The 15,160-nt window shown below is 62.9% G+C and carries 10 protein-coding genes and 1 pseudogene; 3 read left to right on the plus strand and 8 right to left on the minus strand.

Translation table 11 applies throughout. From position 1 onward, the window contains the following. Positions 1-21: 21 nt before the first annotated feature. Positions 22-744 carry a DUF6708 domain-containing protein gene (locus HWV67_RS30370; RefSeq protein ID WP_256680242.1) on the plus strand — a complete coding sequence of 241 codons (723 nt, stop codon included), beginning with the start codon at positions 22-24 and terminating at the stop codon, positions 742-744. A 72-nt stretch (positions 745-816) separates the two neighbouring features. Here HWV67_RS30370 and HWV67_RS30375 read toward each other — a convergent pair whose 3' ends face one another. Then, positions 817-1,269, minus strand: a complete 453-nt coding sequence (locus HWV67_RS30375) for a GNAT family N-acetyltransferase (RefSeq protein WP_175653899.1) — start codon at positions 1,267-1,269, stop codon at positions 817-819. A 235-nt stretch (positions 1,270-1,504) separates the two neighbouring features. On the opposite strand from HWV67_RS30375, the gene HWV67_RS30380 reads away from it, so the two are divergent. Further along, a complete protein-coding gene (locus tag HWV67_RS30380) occupies positions 1,505-2,254 on the plus strand; it encodes a substrate-binding periplasmic protein (protein ID WP_110971414.1) in 750 nt (249 codons plus the stop codon). Here HWV67_RS30380 and yccS read toward each other — a convergent pair. From yccS to HWV67_RS30415, 7 genes and pseudogenes are all read right to left on the minus strand, one after another. Beyond that, positions 2,235-4,415 (minus strand): YccS family putative transporter, encoded by a 2,181-nt coding sequence (gene yccS, locus HWV67_RS30385; RefSeq protein WP_175653900.1) that lies wholly within the window; start codon positions 4,413-4,415, stop codon positions 2,235-2,237. The genes HWV67_RS30380 and yccS overlap by 20 nt on opposite strands. 120 nt (positions 4,416-4,535) lie before the next feature. Then, entirely contained in the window at positions 4,536-5,714 is a 1,179-nt protein-coding gene (locus HWV67_RS30390; protein ID WP_175653901.1) for an NAD(P)/FAD-dependent oxidoreductase, read from the minus strand. Positions 5,715-5,814: 100 nt separating this feature from the next. Further along, a complete protein-coding gene (gene dbpA / locus HWV67_RS30395; RefSeq protein WP_256680253.1) occupies positions 5,815-7,152 on the minus strand; it encodes an ATP-dependent RNA helicase DbpA in 1,338 nt (445 codons plus the stop codon). Positions 7,153-7,257: 105 nt separating this feature from the next. Beyond that, positions 7,258-8,684, minus strand: a pseudogene (gene mdtD, locus HWV67_RS30400) (multidrug transporter subunit MdtD). 167 nt (positions 8,685-8,851) lie between these two features. Further along, a complete protein-coding gene (locus HWV67_RS30405) occupies positions 8,852-10,183 on the minus strand; it encodes a TldD/PmbA family protein (protein ID WP_175653903.1) in 1,332 nt (443 codons plus the stop codon). Then, positions 10,183-11,625 (minus strand): TldD/PmbA family protein, encoded by a 1,443-nt coding sequence (locus HWV67_RS30410; RefSeq protein ID WP_175653904.1) that lies wholly within the window; start codon positions 11,623-11,625, stop codon positions 10,183-10,185. The genes HWV67_RS30405 and HWV67_RS30410 overlap by 1 nt, the downstream gene beginning before the upstream one ends. A gap of 31 nt (positions 11,626-11,656) precedes the next feature. Beyond that, positions 11,657-13,459 (minus strand): acyl-CoA dehydrogenase, encoded by a 1,803-nt coding sequence (locus HWV67_RS30415; RefSeq protein WP_175653905.1) that lies wholly within the window; start codon positions 13,457-13,459, stop codon positions 11,657-11,659. 943 nt (positions 13,460-14,402) lie between these two features. Here HWV67_RS30415 and HWV67_RS30420 point away from each other — a divergent pair. Then, a complete protein-coding gene (locus HWV67_RS30420) occupies positions 14,403-15,002 on the plus strand; it encodes a hypothetical protein (RefSeq protein WP_175653906.1) in 600 nt (199 codons plus the stop codon). The last annotated feature ends 158 nt before the right edge of the window (positions 15,003-15,160 follow it).

A 15,160-nucleotide genomic window follows, 5' to 3' on the forward strand; every position in this document is an offset into this window, starting at 1 on the left:
TGTCCCGGCTGGAAAGAGGACTTGCCCGGTCCCGACGAGCCGCCAGTATTAATCCCGGCGCTTGGGTTCGATACGCCCAACCATCAGGATGAAGTCTTTCTGGAGCTACCGCGTGCGTCGGCTCTAGTCAGGGGCGTGGTGATCTGGTTCGTACCAAGTTCAATTATTTCCCTTGCCATTTTGTCTTGGCTTTTTCTATCAGAGTGGCGTGATCTCAGCTTTGAAGAGTGGGTTATATTCATCTCCATCATGCCGATTGGAGTTTGGTCCACCCTGTGTTTCTGGAAGTTCGATGTCTCGCCACCCAGAGACTTACCCCTTCGTTTCAACCGCGCCCGCCAACGCCTCTATGCCTACAACTTCAATTACCGCTGGTGGAACCCCTTCGAACGCTGGCAGGTAATGCCGGTAGCCTACGACTGGTCCCAGGTCCGCGCCGAACGCTGGAGCAGACGTCACGCCACTGCCCAGGGCGGGATAATTTTCCAATGCGGTGTTGAACTCTCCATCGTCAAGCCAGGCACCAACCAAGTCATCGACCGCTTCCCGCTGACCGCCATGGGCGCTGACGCGCACGCCTGGGCCTACGTTTGCACCTACATGCAGCAAGGCCCCGACGCACTGCCGCCGCCCGGCCCGCCGTGGGACCACAATGATGTGCTGTGGTGCAACATCGCCATGCTTCTGGCGCCCAAGGTTGAATGGCCAGCTGATATGGACCTGGAATCGAGGACGGCGCCATGAGCGCCGCCATCCCTACGTTTGCGGCTATTCGCAGGAACGTAATCGCGGGTGAATGCCCAACGATTCAGTGCCTCAGGACCGCCGCATCCCGATATGCGGAATGCCGTCCTCCACGTATTCCTCGCCCGCTACTTCGAAGCCGTGCTTGCTGTAGTACCCCTGCAGATGCGCCTGGGCCGAAAGATAAACCGGCACGTCCGGCCAGTTTTCCTGCGCGTGCTTGAGGCCCTGCACCATCAATTCGTGGCCCAGCCCCTGGCCGCGGCCCGCCTCGGCGATGAGCACCCGGCCGATCACCACGTCACCACCCTGGGACGTCGGATCGAGCAAGCGCAGATAAGCCACCAGCTGATTGTCCTGCCAGGCCATCAAGTGGCAGGTGTCGCCGCTCAGGTCCTGGCCATCGAGGTCCTGGTAGGCGCATTTCTGCTCGACCACGAACACTTCGTTGCGCAACTGCATCACGGCGTAGAGCTGTTCTTTGCCAAGGTCGGCGTGATGTTTGCAAATCCAGTCGATGGGCATGACGGTTCTCTCTGGTTGGATGCGCCGATGATAACCAGCCACAACGGTGCTGACATTTTTTGTCGTGTGTCAAAGTGTCCGCAAGACCGGCAGGAATAGAGGCATATAGCTATCATTTGCTTCTGCCACCCGGACGGCTGTTTGTGTAATCTGGCCGTCGCAACCTGGATTTGTTGGCACTGAAACGCTCAAGCGGTCAAACCACAGCGCGGAAGCTCCGCTATAGGATTTGAGCATGCGACCCTTGCTCCGAGTCTTGTGTTTGCTTGGAATGTTGTCAGTTACCCCGGCGCATGCCGAAAAACTCCGTCTGGTTGCCGATGCCTGGCCACCTTTCACCGATGCCAGCATGGCGCAGGGCGGTCTAGCCACCGCTTTGGTCAAGACGGCGCTCGAACGCGCGGGTTTTGCCAGTGACTTCGAGCAGGTGCCCTGGGCGCGGGCATTGATGGGCATTGGCGACGGTCGCTACGACGTGCTGGTGAATGCCTGGTACAACGAGTCACGCACCCATATAGGGCAGTTCTCCGACGGCTACCTGAACAACCGGATCCGCCTGCTCAAGCGCAAGGCCGACGCCATCCAGTTCGAACGCCTCTCCGACATTTATCCCCATTCGATTGCGGTGGTTCGCGATTACGCCTATTCCGCTGAATTCGATGCCGACCGGCGTTTGCAGAAAGTCCCGGTGCGCAGCTTTCCGGTGGCGATCGGCATGCTCGCTGCGGGCAGGGTCAGCCTGGCCGTGGAGGACGAGTACGTTGCCAACTGGTTTCTGATGCGCGCGCGCGACACGGTGCGCGATCAGTTGGAGTTTTTCGGCGAACCGGTCAGCGAGAACAGCCTGCACATCCTGGTCAGCCTGAAAAACCCCCAGCACCAGCAGATCGTCAGCGGCTTCGACCGGGCGATCAGCGCGATGAAAGCCGACGGCAGTTACGCACGGATCCTCAAGGAGCACGCCTTCACTCAGGCGTCCCCTTGATCAGGTGCGCGGCGAGGGTGCGCAGCGGGCCGAGGTGACGGGCGATCAGCGCCAGTTGGGTCTGCACGGTCCGCAGGTTCTCGTCCATTTCCTCAGGCATCTGCTCCAGCTCGGTGGCCAGGGCTTCCTCGTTGTCGCTGTGGATTGCCACCGGGGTCTTGCTGGTCAGGCCGCTGGCGATTTCGTCGAGGCTCTCGGCCAGTTTCGCTCCGGCGCTATCGAGCAACTGTTCGCGGGCTTCGGCGGGCAGCGTGCTGTCGCGGTGCGCGCCGAGGGCCGAGAGGTAGCTGAGCAAGGTGTGGGACAGCACCAGAAAGCGGAAGCCGACGTCCGCTTCCTTACGGAAATGTCCGGGCTCCATCAACATGTTGGCCAGGGTGGTAGACAGCGCCGCGTCGGCGTTGTGGGCATTGCGTCGGGCCAGGCGGTAGGCGAGGTCGTCGCGCTTGCCTTCGGCGTACTGGCGCATGATCTGGCGCAGGTAAGTGCTGTTGCAAGTCAGGGTGTTGGCCAGCACTTTGTTCAACCGTCGTCCCTGCCAGTCCGGCAGGAACAGGAACACCGCGAGAATGGCAATCAGGCTGCCCACCAGGGTATCGAACAGGCGCGGCAGGAACAGGCCATAACCGTCGCCGATCTGGTTGAAGCAGAACAGCACCATCAGGGTGATCGCCGCCGTGGCGAGGGTGTAGCGGGTGGTGCGGTTGACGAAGAACACCACCCCGGCAGCCACCGCGAACAGTGACTGGATGACGGCGTTGGGGAACAGGTCGAACAGCGCCCAGCCGACCGTCAGGCCGATGGCGGTGCCGATGATCCGCTGCACCAGTTTGCGCCGTGTGGCGCCATAGTTGGGCTGGCAGACGAACAGCGTGGTGAGGATGATCCAGTAACCCTGGGTCGGGTGGATCAGGTGCACCATGCCGTAGCCGATCGACAGCGCCAGCGGCAGGCGCAGTGCGTGGCGGAAGATCAGCGAGGTCGGCGTCAGTTGCTGGCGCAGGCGGTTCCACACATCCGCCAGGTTGCGCGGCGAGCGGTCGAGCAGGCTCGGGTCGCTGTTGTCGGCCAGGCTGTCCGGGTTGCTGGCGTCGCTGAGCAGACGGTCGAGGGTCGCCAGGTTGGCCGCCAGCGCCCGCAATGAACGCAGCAGGCCACGCCAGGCCGGGTTGCTCTGGATGCGCAGATGTTCCAGCGAGGCGTGCAGGTCTTCCAGCGCTTCGGCGAAACCGATGTCGTAGACGAACGGCTGGCGCAACTGGATCGACGCCGACAGCCGCTCGCAGGCCTTGCCCTGCTGGCGCAGCAGGCGCTGGCAGCGGAACAGCACGTCGCTGTGGAAAAACGCTTCGGTCAGCGCGTTGTACGGGTAGTGCGAGGAACTGGCGCGTTCGTGGATATCCTGAGCGAGGAAATACAGCTTCAGGTAGCGGCTGACCTTCGAGCTGGGCCGGCCGTTGCCGACGCGGTGCAGGATGATTTCCTTGGCGCTGTTCAGCGCCGCCACCACCTTGCCGTTCTGCTGCGCCAGTTCCAGGCGCCGGGCTTCGACGTCGAGGCCGCGGATCGGCTCGAACAGGGTCGCCTTGAGCTTGAGGTAGATGCCCAGTTCGCGGAACAGCCGCGCCAGGCTCTGCTGCACCGGCTGGTTGGAGAACAGCGCCTGCCACAGCACCGAGAGCAGCCCGTACCAGCCCGCGCCGGCCACCAGCAGGAGCGGTTCATGCCAGAAATCGGCGACCTCGCCACCGCGCTGGTCGACGCCGATCATCGTGTAGACCGAGAGAATCAGCGTGGCCTGGGCGATCGCCCCGTAGCGTTCGCCGAGGGCGCCGAGCATGGTCAGGCCGAACGCCGCCAACGCCATCGCGCAGACGAAAAGCCACGGGTAGGGGAATAGCAGTTCCACCGCCAGCGCGGCGATGGTGAAACACACCAGGGTAACGGCCAGGGCGTTGAGGCGGCCCTGCCAACTGTCGTCGGTCTCAGCCAGAGCGCTGGCGATAATGCCGAGAAACAGCGGGATCAGCAGCGTCATCTGGTCCTGGTACCAGCACAGCGCCATGCTGCCGGTAAGGGCGATCAATACCCGGATGCTGTAGCTGAATTTGTCCAGGGCCCACAGACGACGCAACGAATGGCTGAAGGAAGACGATGACATGATGAACGGCGGGCCTGCTGGGCGAGATCGGAAGTGAGCGGTCAACGCGACGCAAAGCCGTCGCGGTGTTCACGTACCAGCAAAATGTGTTCCGTGATGGAGCTGATTCTAGCCGGAACTTCAGACGAACTGCGCAGCGGCGTAAGCGCAGGCCCAAGCCCACTGGAAATTGAAGCCGCCAAGGTGGCCGCTGACGTCCAGTACTTCGCCGATAAAGTACAGCCCCGGGCTCTTCAGCGACTCCATGGTCTTGGACGACACCTCGCGGGTATCGACGCCGCCGAGGGTTACTTCGGCGGTGCGGTAGCCCTCGGTCCCGGCCGGAACCAACTGCCAGCTCCCCAGTTTTTCCGCGACCTGCGCCAACTCCGCCGGGGTGTACTGCTTCATCGGTTTGGAGACGAACCAGTGGTCGGCCAGCAGGTTGGCCATCTTCTTGGTGAAGATTTCGCCGAGCAGGGTCTTCAGTTCGCTATTGGGCCGTTCGGCCTGTTGCTGTTGCAGCCAGGTCAGGGCGTCGTGGTCTGGCAGCAGGTTGATTTCGACGGTGTCGCCGGCTTCCCAGAACGAGGAAATCTGCAGGATCGCCGGGCCGCTGAGGCCGCGGTGAGTGAACAGCAGGTTTTCCCTGAAGCTTGTGCCGTTGCAACTGGCGATGCAGTCCACCGAGGTGCCGGATAGCTCGGTGCACAGTGCCTTGAGCTGGTCGGTGATGGTGAACGGCACCAGCCCGGCGCGGGTCGGCAGCACGTTGTGGCCGAACTGGCGGGCCACCTGGTAGCCGAAGCCGGTGGCGCCCAGGGTCGGAATCGACAGGCCGCCGGTGGCGATCACCAGCGACTGGCACTGGAACGGACCGGCGCTGGTTTGCAGCAGGTAGCCGGTTTCCAGTTTCTCGATGTGTTCGATGCGGGTGTCCATGCGCAGGGTGGCGCCGGCGTTGTCGCACTCGTCGAGGAGCATCTGCAGGATGTCGCTGGACTTGTTGTCGCAGAAAAGCTGGCCGAGTTTCTTCTCGTGATAGGGCACGCCGTGCTTGGCGACCATCTCGATGAAGTCCCACTGGGTGTAGCGGGCCAGGGCTGACTTGCAGAAGTGCGGGTTCTGCGAGAGGAAGTTGGCCGGCTCTGTGTACATATTGGTGAAGTTGCAGCGGCCGCCGCCGGACATGAGGATCTTCTTGCCCGGTTTGTTGGCGTGGTCCAGCAGCACGACCCGCCGGCCGCGCAGGGCGGCGGTGCGGGCGCACATCAGGCCGGCGGCGCCGGCGCCGATGATGATGACATCGGTGGAGTGCATGGGTGTTCTCTGAAAATCGCGAGCAAGCTCGCTCCTACAGGGATCGTGCAAGCTTCGCCGTTGCAGGAGCGAGCTTGCCCGCGATCAGGTCCTGGGTGGTTTAGATGATCCGGACCTTGAGCGACCGACCTTTGATCTTGCCGCTGTTCAGCCGCTGCAGCGCCTGCTTGGCCACGCCGCGCTCCACTGCCACATAGGCCTGGAAATCGAAGATGGCGATCTTGCCGACCTGTTTGCCCGGAACCCCGGCATCGCCGGTCAGTGCACCGAGGATGTCGCCCGGACGCAGTTTGTCCTTGCGGCCCGCAGCGATGCACAGGGTGCTCATCACTGGCACCAGCGGTTCGCCGGCCTTGGCCTTGAGGCTGTCGAGCTGTTCCCAACGCAGCGGGGCTTTTTGCAGCACTTCGATGGCCTTGGCGCGGTGGCCTTCGGCAGGCGCGACCAGACTGACCGCCAGGCCCTTCTCGCCAGCGCGACCGGTACGGCCGACGCGGTGCACGTGGATCTCGGCATCACGGGCCAGCTCGACGTTGATCACCATGTCCAGCGCATCGATGTCCAGGCCGCGGGCCGCCACGTCAGTGGCTACCAGCACCGAGAGGCTGCGGTTGGCGAACACGGTCAGGACCTGATCGCGGTCGCGCTGTTCCAGGTCGCCATGCAGGGCTTCGGCGGAGATGCCTTTGGATTGCAGGTGATCGACCACTTCCTGGCACTGCTGCTTGGTGAAGCAGAACGCCACGCACGATTCCGGCCGGAAGTGCCCCAGCACACGGGTGACCGCGTTCATGCGGTCTTCAGGATCGACCTCGTAGAAATGCTGCTCGATCTGGCTGTCGGCGTGCAGCGTGTCGACCTTGACCTGCTGCGGGTTGCGCATGAAGGCGGCGGACAGTTGTTTGATGCCAGTCGGGTAGGTGGCGGAGAACAGCAGGGTCTGCCGGCGCTCGGGGGTCTGCCCGATGATCTGGGCGATGGCGTCGTAGAAGCCCATGTCGAGCATGCGGTCGGCTTCGTCCAGCACCAGGGTGTTGAGCCCGTCCAGCACCAGGGTGCCTTTGCTCAAGTGCTGCTGCACCCGGCCCGGCGTGCCGACGATGATGTGCGCGCCGTGTTCCAGCGAAGCGATCTGCGGGCCGAGGGAGACGCCACCGCACAGGGTGAGGATCTTGATGTTGTCTTCGGAGCGGGCCAGGCGGCGCAGCTCCTTGGCAACCTGGTCGGCCAGTTCGCGGGTCGGGCACAGGACCAGTGCCTGACAGCCGAAATAGCGCGGGTTGATCGGGTTCAGCAGGCCGATGCCGAAGGCGGCGGTCTTGCCACTGCCGGTCTTGGCCTGGGCAATCAGGTCCATGCCTTTGAGGATGACCGGCAGGCTCTGGGCCTGGATCGGGGTCATCTCGGCATAGCCGAGGGCGTCCAGGTTGGCCAGCATGGCGTTGGACAGCGGCAAGGTGGCGAAGGCGGTGGCAATGGTGGTCACGAGGCGGGCCTGCAAAACAAAATGTCGCGCAGTGTACCAGCCTCATGGCCATTCGCCCTAAGGCTCGATCCCTGCTTCCTGACGAGGCGCACGCCGTCCATCCGTCTTCGCCAGTTGCAGGAAGATCGCCGCAGCGAGCATCGCCATCAGCCCGATGGTGACGAAGGTGAGCTGGAACGCCCCCAGGGTGGTTTCCACACCCTCGGCGCTGCCGGCAGCGGTGAAGCCGCCGAGCAGGGCGCCGGCGCAGGCCACGCCCAGGCTCAGCGACAGTTGCGCGACCACCGACAGCAGGCTGTTGCCGCTGCTGGCGCTGGCGTCGTCGAGGTCGATCAGGGTCACGGTGTTCATCGCGGTGAACTGCATGGAGTTGATCGCCCCGAGCAGGCCAAGCTGGACCAGCAGCACGGCATGCGGCGTCTGCTCGTTGACCAGGCCCAGGCTCGCCAGCATCAGCCCGAGCAGCAGGGTGTTGGCGGTGAGGATGGTGCGGTAGCCGAAACGCTCGATCAGCGGCCGGGCGATGGACTTGGCCAGCATCGCCGCTGCCGCCAGCGGGATCATGCTCATCCCCGCTTCGGCCGGCGAGTAGCCCAGCGCCACTTGCAGCAACAGCGGTACGAGGAACGGCAGCGCGCCGCTGCCCAGGCGGGCGAACAGGTTGCCGAGAATGCCCACCGAGAAGGTCCGGGTGCGGAACAGGCTGGGCGAGAACAGCGGATTGTCGACGCTGCCGGCGCGCAGCCAGTAGGCGGCGAGGCAGGCCATGCCGGCGAACAGCAGCAACATCACCCGCAGATGCGGCAGGTGCAGCTCGCCCAAACCTTCCATGGCGATGGTGATCAGCACCATCGCCGCCCGAACAGGATGAAACCGACGCCGTCGAAGCGGGTGCGTTCCGAGCCGCGCAGGTCCGGGATGTACTTCCATACCGCGTAGCAGCCGATCACGCCGACCGGCAGGTTGAGCAGGAAGATCCAGTGCCAGCTGAAAATCTCCACCAGCCAGCCGCCCACGGTCGGGCCGAGCAACGGGCCGAGCATGCCGGGGATGGTGATGAAACTCATGATCCGCACCAGTTCCGAGCGCGGGTAGGCACGCAACACCACAAGTCGCCCGACCGGCAGCATTAACGCACCGCCGAGGCCCTGGATGATGCGGGCGCCCACCAGCATGCCGAGGCTGCTGGACAGGGCGCAGAGCAGCGAGCCGATACTGAACAGCAGGATCGCGCCGAAGAAAATGTGCTTGGTACCGAAGCGGTCGGCGAGCCAGCCCGAGGCGGGAATCAGCAGGGCCACGGTGAGCATGTAGGCGATGATCACCGACTGCATGCGCAGCGGGTTTTCCGCCAGGTCACGGGCCATTGCCGGCAGGGCGGTGTTGAGGATGGTGCCGTCGAGTGACTGCATGAAGAAAGCGATCGCCACCACCCAGGGAATCCAGCGGGCGGTGACGGGGTCCAGCGGAGTGCGTTCTGGCATGGGTAATCCTTAGCCGGCCTTGGGGACCGCTTTGCGGTCTTTTGCGACGGTTCGGCGCCCCGACAAGCTCGCTCCCACAACATGCGAGCCACCCGCGATTCCCCTTGTGGGAGCGAGCTCGTCGGGGCGCCGAACCGTCGCGAAGGGCCGCAAAGCGGCCCCAACAATCACAACGTCAATGTCAGTCGTTTGACCAGCGCCCCCGGCAGATGATTCGACCCGGTCTGGCGCTGGCCATAGGTGCTGGTGGACAGCATCAGCTCACGCTCGCGGGTCAGGGCTTCCAGTTGCGAACCCAGCAAACTGTAGACGCTGTCGTCGAAGCGCATGGTGCTGACCGGCGCCTGGATTTGCCCGTCTTCGACCCAGAAGCAGGCGAAGCGGGTAAGACCAGTCATCCGCGCCGCTGGCAGGTCGGAGTAGTTCAGGTACCAGAGGTTACCGATGTACAGCCCGGTGCCCAGTTGCGCCAGCACATCGGCCTCGGCCAGATTGCCAGCAGCCATGCTCAATGCACTCGGCGATTCCCACGGCTCGGCCCCATTGGCCTTGCGCTGGAACTCGGCGGCGCTGCGTGCGTTGGTCAGTTGTTCAAGGGACCGACCCTGGTCGATCAGGCGCAGATCGCTGCGCGGGTAGCCTTCCTCGGAAAACGCCGGGCTGAGCGAGCCGCTGACCTGTTCCGTCAGGCTCACCATCGGGCTGAGGCCAGCATCGCCGCTGTACAGCCGTTGCAGCGGGCTGCGCTTGTTGGCGATCGACTGTGCCGAGAAGCCGCCCCAACCGAGCATGCCGACGATTTCTTCGAGGGCGGCGGGAGCGAGGTAGGCGCGGTACTGACCGGGCGCCAGGGTTTTCAGCGGACGGCCGAGGTAGTCGAGTTGCTCGCGGGCCTGGGCCAGGCGTCGGGCGAACAGCTCGTCGTCCCAGACCTGCCCGGCGTAGTTGGCTTTCACCGCCTGGCCGTTGGCGTGGAACAGGCTCCAGTCGAAGTTGAAGCTGTTGGCCTGGTGCCAGCCGAATGCCCCGGACGAACTGGCGAACCCACGACAGATCGGCCCGGCGGCATAGATGCCGACAAGGTCGAGATCACCGGCACCGGCCTCGATCTGCTTCAGCACGCTGGCGCTGTCGGGCAGCGGCTGTTCCTGTTGATCGTGGCTTTCCCAGGCGCTGTCGTTGAGCAGCAGGTACGGATCGGGCGGGATCAGCGGCAGCGTCTGGCGCAACTGGGCCAGGGCTTCGCCGAGACGTTGGCGGTCGATGTCGGCGTCGCCGCTGAGGGTCAGGTTCAGCTCGGCCTGGCGGCCCTCGGCGATCAATTTCAGGCTGGCGCTGGACTGGTGCACATCACCGGCCTGACGCACCTTGGCATGGTTGAAACGGATGAACTGCGAATGCTCGCCGGCGTAGCTCAGGGTGAACTGCTCCGGCGCGTTGACGTTGTCACGCACCCAGGCGACCAGCGCCTGGAAGTTCTGCAGGAAGCTGGCGGCCATCAGGCGTCTCCTCCGAATACATCGATCTGGCTGAACACGCAGGCCGGCGAGGCGTGACCGACCCGCACTACCTGGTTCGGCTCGCCTTTGCCGCAGTTCGGCGTGCCCAGTACCTGGAAGGTGCTGTCGTCGCCGACGGCGCTGAGGTTGCGCCAGAAACCGGAGGAAATGCCGCGATAGTTGGGGTTTTTCACCACGCCCTTGAGCTCGCCGTTTTCGATCAGTTGGCCCCACTCGCAGCCGAACTGGAACTTGTTGCGCGCGTCGTCGATGGACCAGGAGCGGTTGGTGCGCATCAGGATGCCGCGCTCGATACCGCCGATCAGTTGCGCCTGGGATTTGTCCCCCGGCTCGATATTGAGGTTGGCCATGCGGTCGATGGGTGCACGGTTCCAGCCGCAGGCGCGGCTGTTGGCAACGCCGTCCAGGCCCGAGCGGAACTGCGACAGCGCGCCGCCGAGCGGGCGCAGCAGCAGGCCATCGCGGATCAGGAATTGTTTGAGCGCCGGGGTGCCGTCGTCGTCATGGCCGTAGCTGGCCAGTTCTTCGCGGATTTCCGGGTCGAACGTCACGTTGAGCAAGCTCGAACCGTATTGCAGATGGCCGAAGTCGCTGGCTTTGACGAAGCTGGTGCCGGCGTAGTTGCGCTCGTCGCCGAGGATGCGGTCCATCTCCAGCGGGTGGCCGATGGATTCGTGGATCTGCAGCATCATCTGGTCGGGCATCAGCAGCAGGTCGCGCACGCCGCTGGGGGTGTTGGGCGCCAGCAGCAGTTGCAGCGCCTCATCGGCGACCCGGGCGCCGGCGCCCACCAGGCCGCAACGCTGGATCACGTCGAGACCGCCTTGCTGGCCGAAGTTCTCGCGGCCGAGGGTGCGGGTCTGGCTGTCGCCGTCGCCGAATGCGGTGACGCTGAGGCCGGGGAAAATAAAGCGCTGGGCCTGGCGCAGCTCGGCGCCGGCACTGTTGAGGTAGATCTGCTCGACGGTGGTCAGGCCGAGGCTGACCTGCCAGTTGGCCAGTCGCTCATCCGCCGGCACCGCCGCCGATTCCTGATTGAGCAGGTCATAGCAATCGCCCAGCGACGGGAATGCCTGGTCAAGGTTGGGTGAGTAATAGTCGGCGCGGGCGGTGGCGATCGATTGATCGCGCAGGTCCAGCAGTGCGTGAGCGGCGGTCTGTCGGGCCAGGGCTTCGGCGCGGTCGAGGGCCTGTTGCAGACCGGCCTGGGACAGGTCGGCGGTGGCGGCGTAGGCCTCGACGCCGCTGACCCGCACGGTGAGCATGGCGCCTTCATCGCGGCCCAGGCTTGGCGGCTCGGCGATGTTCTTGCGCACCGACAGGTGCTGCTGGGACTGCTGCACATAGCGCAGGGAGAAAAACTCGCCGCCGCAGCGCAGGCTTGCGAAGCGCTGGCGCAGCGGCGCGGTGAAATCGAACATGCGCGGAACTCCGGGTGCCGGTGGTTCCCCCTCAGAACCACTCGTCTTGCATGCTCAGGCAGGTGTCATCGCGGGCCTCGAGCAATGCGAGGTCATTATGGCAGGGCGGTACTTCCCAGGTGAGGAAAAACCTCGCCGCCTGCAATTTGCCTTGATAGAAGTCGCGGTCTGCCGGGTTACCGGCGGCCAGCCCCTGTTCGGCATGGATCGCCTGTTCCAGCCAGCGCCAGCCGACCACGCAGTGGCCGAAGGCTTTCAGGTACAGCGCCGAGTTGGCCAGGGCGCTGTTGACCTTGCCACTCGCCAGGTCGCCGAGCAGGCCGAGGGTGACGCCCTGCAGACGGGTCAGCAGTTGTTCCAGCGGCTGGCGCAGATTGTCCAGGTCCGGGAACTGATGAGCACGCTCGCAGGTTCCGGCAATCAGCCGCACCAGTTGCTTGAGCCCGGCGCCGCCGTTCTGCGCCAGCTTGCGCCCGAGCAGGTCGAGGGACTGGATGCCGTGGGTGCCTTCGTGAATCGGGTTCAGGCGGTTGTCGCGGTAGTACTGCTCCACCGGGTATTCGCGGGTGTAGCCGTGGCCGCCGAGAATCTGGATCGCCAGTTCGTTGGCCTTGAGGCAGAACTCCGATGGCCAGGATTTGACGATGGGCGTGAGCAGGTCCAGCAGTTCCTGAGCCTGCTGGCGTGCCTCGGGGCTGTCGGCGGTGTGGCTGTCGTCGAACAACCGCGCGGCATACAGGCCCAGGTCGAAGGCGCCTTCCACGTAGGCTTTCTGTGTCAGCAGCATGCGCTTCACATCGCTGTGGGCAATGATCGGCACTGCGGCGGTGGACGGGTCTTTGTTGTCCGGCAGCCGGCCTTGCGGGCGCTGGCGGGCATAGTCGAGGGAATACAGGTAGCCGGCGTAACCGAGCATTACCGCGCCCATGCCGACACCGATCCGTGCCTCGTTCATCATCTGGAACATGCAGGCCAGGCCCTGATGCGGCTTGCCCACCAGATAACCGACACAGTTGCCGTTATCGCCGAAGTTCAGCGCGGTGGACGTAGTGCCGCGCCAGCCCATCTTGTGGAACAGGCCGGCGAGGGTCACATCGTTACGCCCCCCGAGGCTGCCGTCCGGATTGACCAGGAACTTGGGCACGATAAACAGCGAAATGCCCTTCACCCCGGCGGGCGCATCCGGCAGCTTGGCCAGGACCATGTGCACGATGTTTTCCGACAGCGGGTGATCGCCGCCGGAGATAAAAATCTTGTTGCCTCGCAGCCGGTAGCTGCCATCGCCGGCGGGCTCCGCGCGGGTGCGGATATCGGCGAGGGACGAGCCGGCGTGCGGTTCAGTCAGCGCCATGGTGCCGAAGAAGCGACCGTCGATCATCGGCTGCAGGAACAGGCGCTTTTGCTCCTCGGTGCCGAAACTCTCGATCAGGTTCGCCGCACCCATGGTCAGGAACGGGTATGCCGTGGTGCCGGCGTTGGCTGCCTGGAAGTGGGCGAAACAGGCTTGTGAGAGCAGGGTCGGCAGTTGCATGCCGCCGGCTTCGAAATCGCGGTTGGCATTGAGGAAGCCCGCTTCGAGAAACGCATCCACCGCCGGCTTCACCTCGGGAATCAGCACCGCCTCACCGTTCTCGTAGCGCGGCTCGTTCTCGTCGCCCTTGCGGTTGTGCGGCGCGAAATACTTCTCGGCGATGCTGCGTGCGGTGGACAACGCCGCGTCGAACGTCTCGCGACTGTGCTCGGCAAAACGCTCGCGGCGGGTCAGGGACTCGGCATCGAGCACTTCATAAAGTTCGAAGGCGAGGTTGCGGGCGCTGAGCAGGGTTTCGGTCATGGCGGCGGTCCTTTGGCGGGCGTGGGGCGAGTCTAGGAGTGGCTAAGTCAGGAGACCACCATGATTGATTGGCGTGATGGTGCGGGGCGATGGATGCGAATCTCACTGACGAGGTGGCGATTGCCGACTGAATGGATGCATGCCCAGCATTTAGGTCGCTTTCACCGCGGCCGGTAAAATAGGAAATCTCCCACCTTATTTTGGGCGCTTTCGATGCCGTGGTGATGAGCTATTTAGGGTAGATATTGCTGTTTTCGCTGGCGGAAATCATGCAGCGGATGGGCTATCTCTCTGGAGTAAGCACCCTTGGCACTGGTGTCCGGTGATAGCTGATCAGATATTCAAGTAAAAAAGGTGAAAGTACCAATGCCCCGTTTCGCGCGTTTGACCCTGTTGTTCTGGAGTGGTATGGACGCTTTTTATATTTGTTACTGGATTGTGAGTTGCGTTAGTCAAGGCAGTATTCCGATTTTGTATGATCTCGATTCTACACTCGCTATTCTGCACAATCCTGAAGGCTGGTTATTGGTACTGATATGGCTAGGGCTGGCGGCTAAGGTGTCCATTGTTGCCAGCTGTGTTTTGTTTTACCGAAGCAGAAAGGCTGCTCTATATTTGGCGGCGGTCCAGACTCCATTTCGAATCTTGGTCATGGCTCCATCGATTCCGATAATTTTGTTATTGTCTGGCGTCAATCCATCGTTATGGTTGAGCCTTATAGTGGGCTCAGAAGTTGTCAAGTGCGGGAGTCTCTACTGGCTATGGCGTTCGCATAATGGCCAACACCTGAGGTGAGGCTAACCACTTTCCAGAGATCAGCCACATTCTAAGTGGCACCTTCTGGCGCGTAATCGATGTAGTACCGCAACCCCTGTCTCATCGGAAAAATCGCGCTCTTTCCCAAGAGCGGGCCGGCAGCCTCAACGGGTGCGCAGGTGGTTTGATGAGCCGTTCCTATACGACGGTCCTCCTCATGTCCACAAGCCACCTTTCCCTGGCAACCAAGACGCCTGCCCAGCGCGTCTTCTTCGTGGTTGCGGTTCCCAAACTCATCATCATGACGTTCTTCACCTCCGGCCTTTATTGGCTGTTCTGGTATTTGCGCAACTGGGATCTGTATCGCAGCGCCGGAGGCGCAAGCGTCATGTTGTTGCCCCGCATCCTGGCGCCTGAGTTTTTTCTGTATTCATTGCTGTATCGGGTGGACCTGCGGATTCGTGCGTCGGGGCGTTGCTATCGGTGGTCGCCATGGTGGTTGGCTTTTGGTGTGCTGCTGATGAGCATATCCGGTTATTACTTGTGGATTGTGATGTTACCGGTGCCTGAGCTTGCGCCTGCCGGGCTGGTGGCGGTGATGCTGTTCCATCTATTTCAGCGAAGGATTCAACGCGCAATCAACTTTTGCGAGGGCGATCCGGAAGGGGCGGGCAATGCGCAATTGACGGTGATCAACTGGCTTTGGATATTGATCGTCAGTTCAGGTTGGCTGGTACTGGGTGGGTTGCCTGGTGAGGACGGCGGATTTTTCGAAGAAACCGCATAGTCACGGAGCGACAGATTTTTAGTCTTTCGACTTTTCTTCCCGAGAACTCAGATGCTGCCTACAGAGATATTTGAAATATGCATATCTGATAGGCGGTCCTTTGGTTATCTGGTTTCCTTTTCATGTCAGCAAACACAATCTCAGGCGGCGCGCAGCAG

This window comes from Pseudomonas sp. Marseille-P9899 (genome assembly GCF_903166565.1).
Classification (GTDB): domain Bacteria; phylum Pseudomonadota; class Gammaproteobacteria; order Pseudomonadales; family Pseudomonadaceae; genus Aquipseudomonas; species Aquipseudomonas huaxiensis.

What these genes read in the sequence shown, in the direction of transcription:
- HWV67_RS30405 (WP_175653903.1), bottom strand. Translation starts at nt 10,183, where the DNA reads ATGGCCGCCAGCTTCCTGCAGAACTTCCAGGCGCTGGTCGCCTGGGTG.
- HWV67_RS30375 (WP_175653899.1), bottom strand. Translation starts at nt 1,269, where the DNA reads ATGCCCATCGACTGGATTTGCAAACATCACGCCGACCTTGGCAAAGAA.
- HWV67_RS30390 (WP_175653901.1), bottom strand. Translation starts at nt 5,714, where the DNA reads ATGCACTCCACCGATGTCATCATCATCGGCGCCGGCGCCGCCGGCCTG.
- HWV67_RS30415 (WP_175653905.1), bottom strand. Translation starts at nt 13,459, where the DNA reads ATGACCGAAACCCTGCTCAGCGCCCGCAACCTCGCCTTCGAACTTTAT.
- HWV67_RS30410 (WP_175653904.1), bottom strand. Translation starts at nt 11,625, where the DNA reads ATGTTCGATTTCACCGCGCCGCTGCGCCAGCGCTTCGCAAGCCTGCGC.
- yccS (WP_175653900.1), bottom strand. Translation starts at nt 4,415, where the DNA reads ATGTCATCGTCTTCCTTCAGCCATTCGTTGCGTCGTCTGTGGGCCCTG.
- dbpA (WP_256680253.1), bottom strand. Translation starts at nt 7,152, where the DNA reads ATGCTGGCCAACCTGGACGCCCTCGGCTATGCCGAGATGACCCCGATC.
- HWV67_RS30380 (WP_110971414.1), top strand. Translation starts at nt 1,505, where the DNA reads ATGCGACCCTTGCTCCGAGTCTTGTGTTTGCTTGGAATGTTGTCAGTT.
- HWV67_RS30420 (WP_175653906.1), top strand. Translation starts at nt 14,403, where the DNA reads ATGAGCCGTTCCTATACGACGGTCCTCCTCATGTCCACAAGCCACCTT.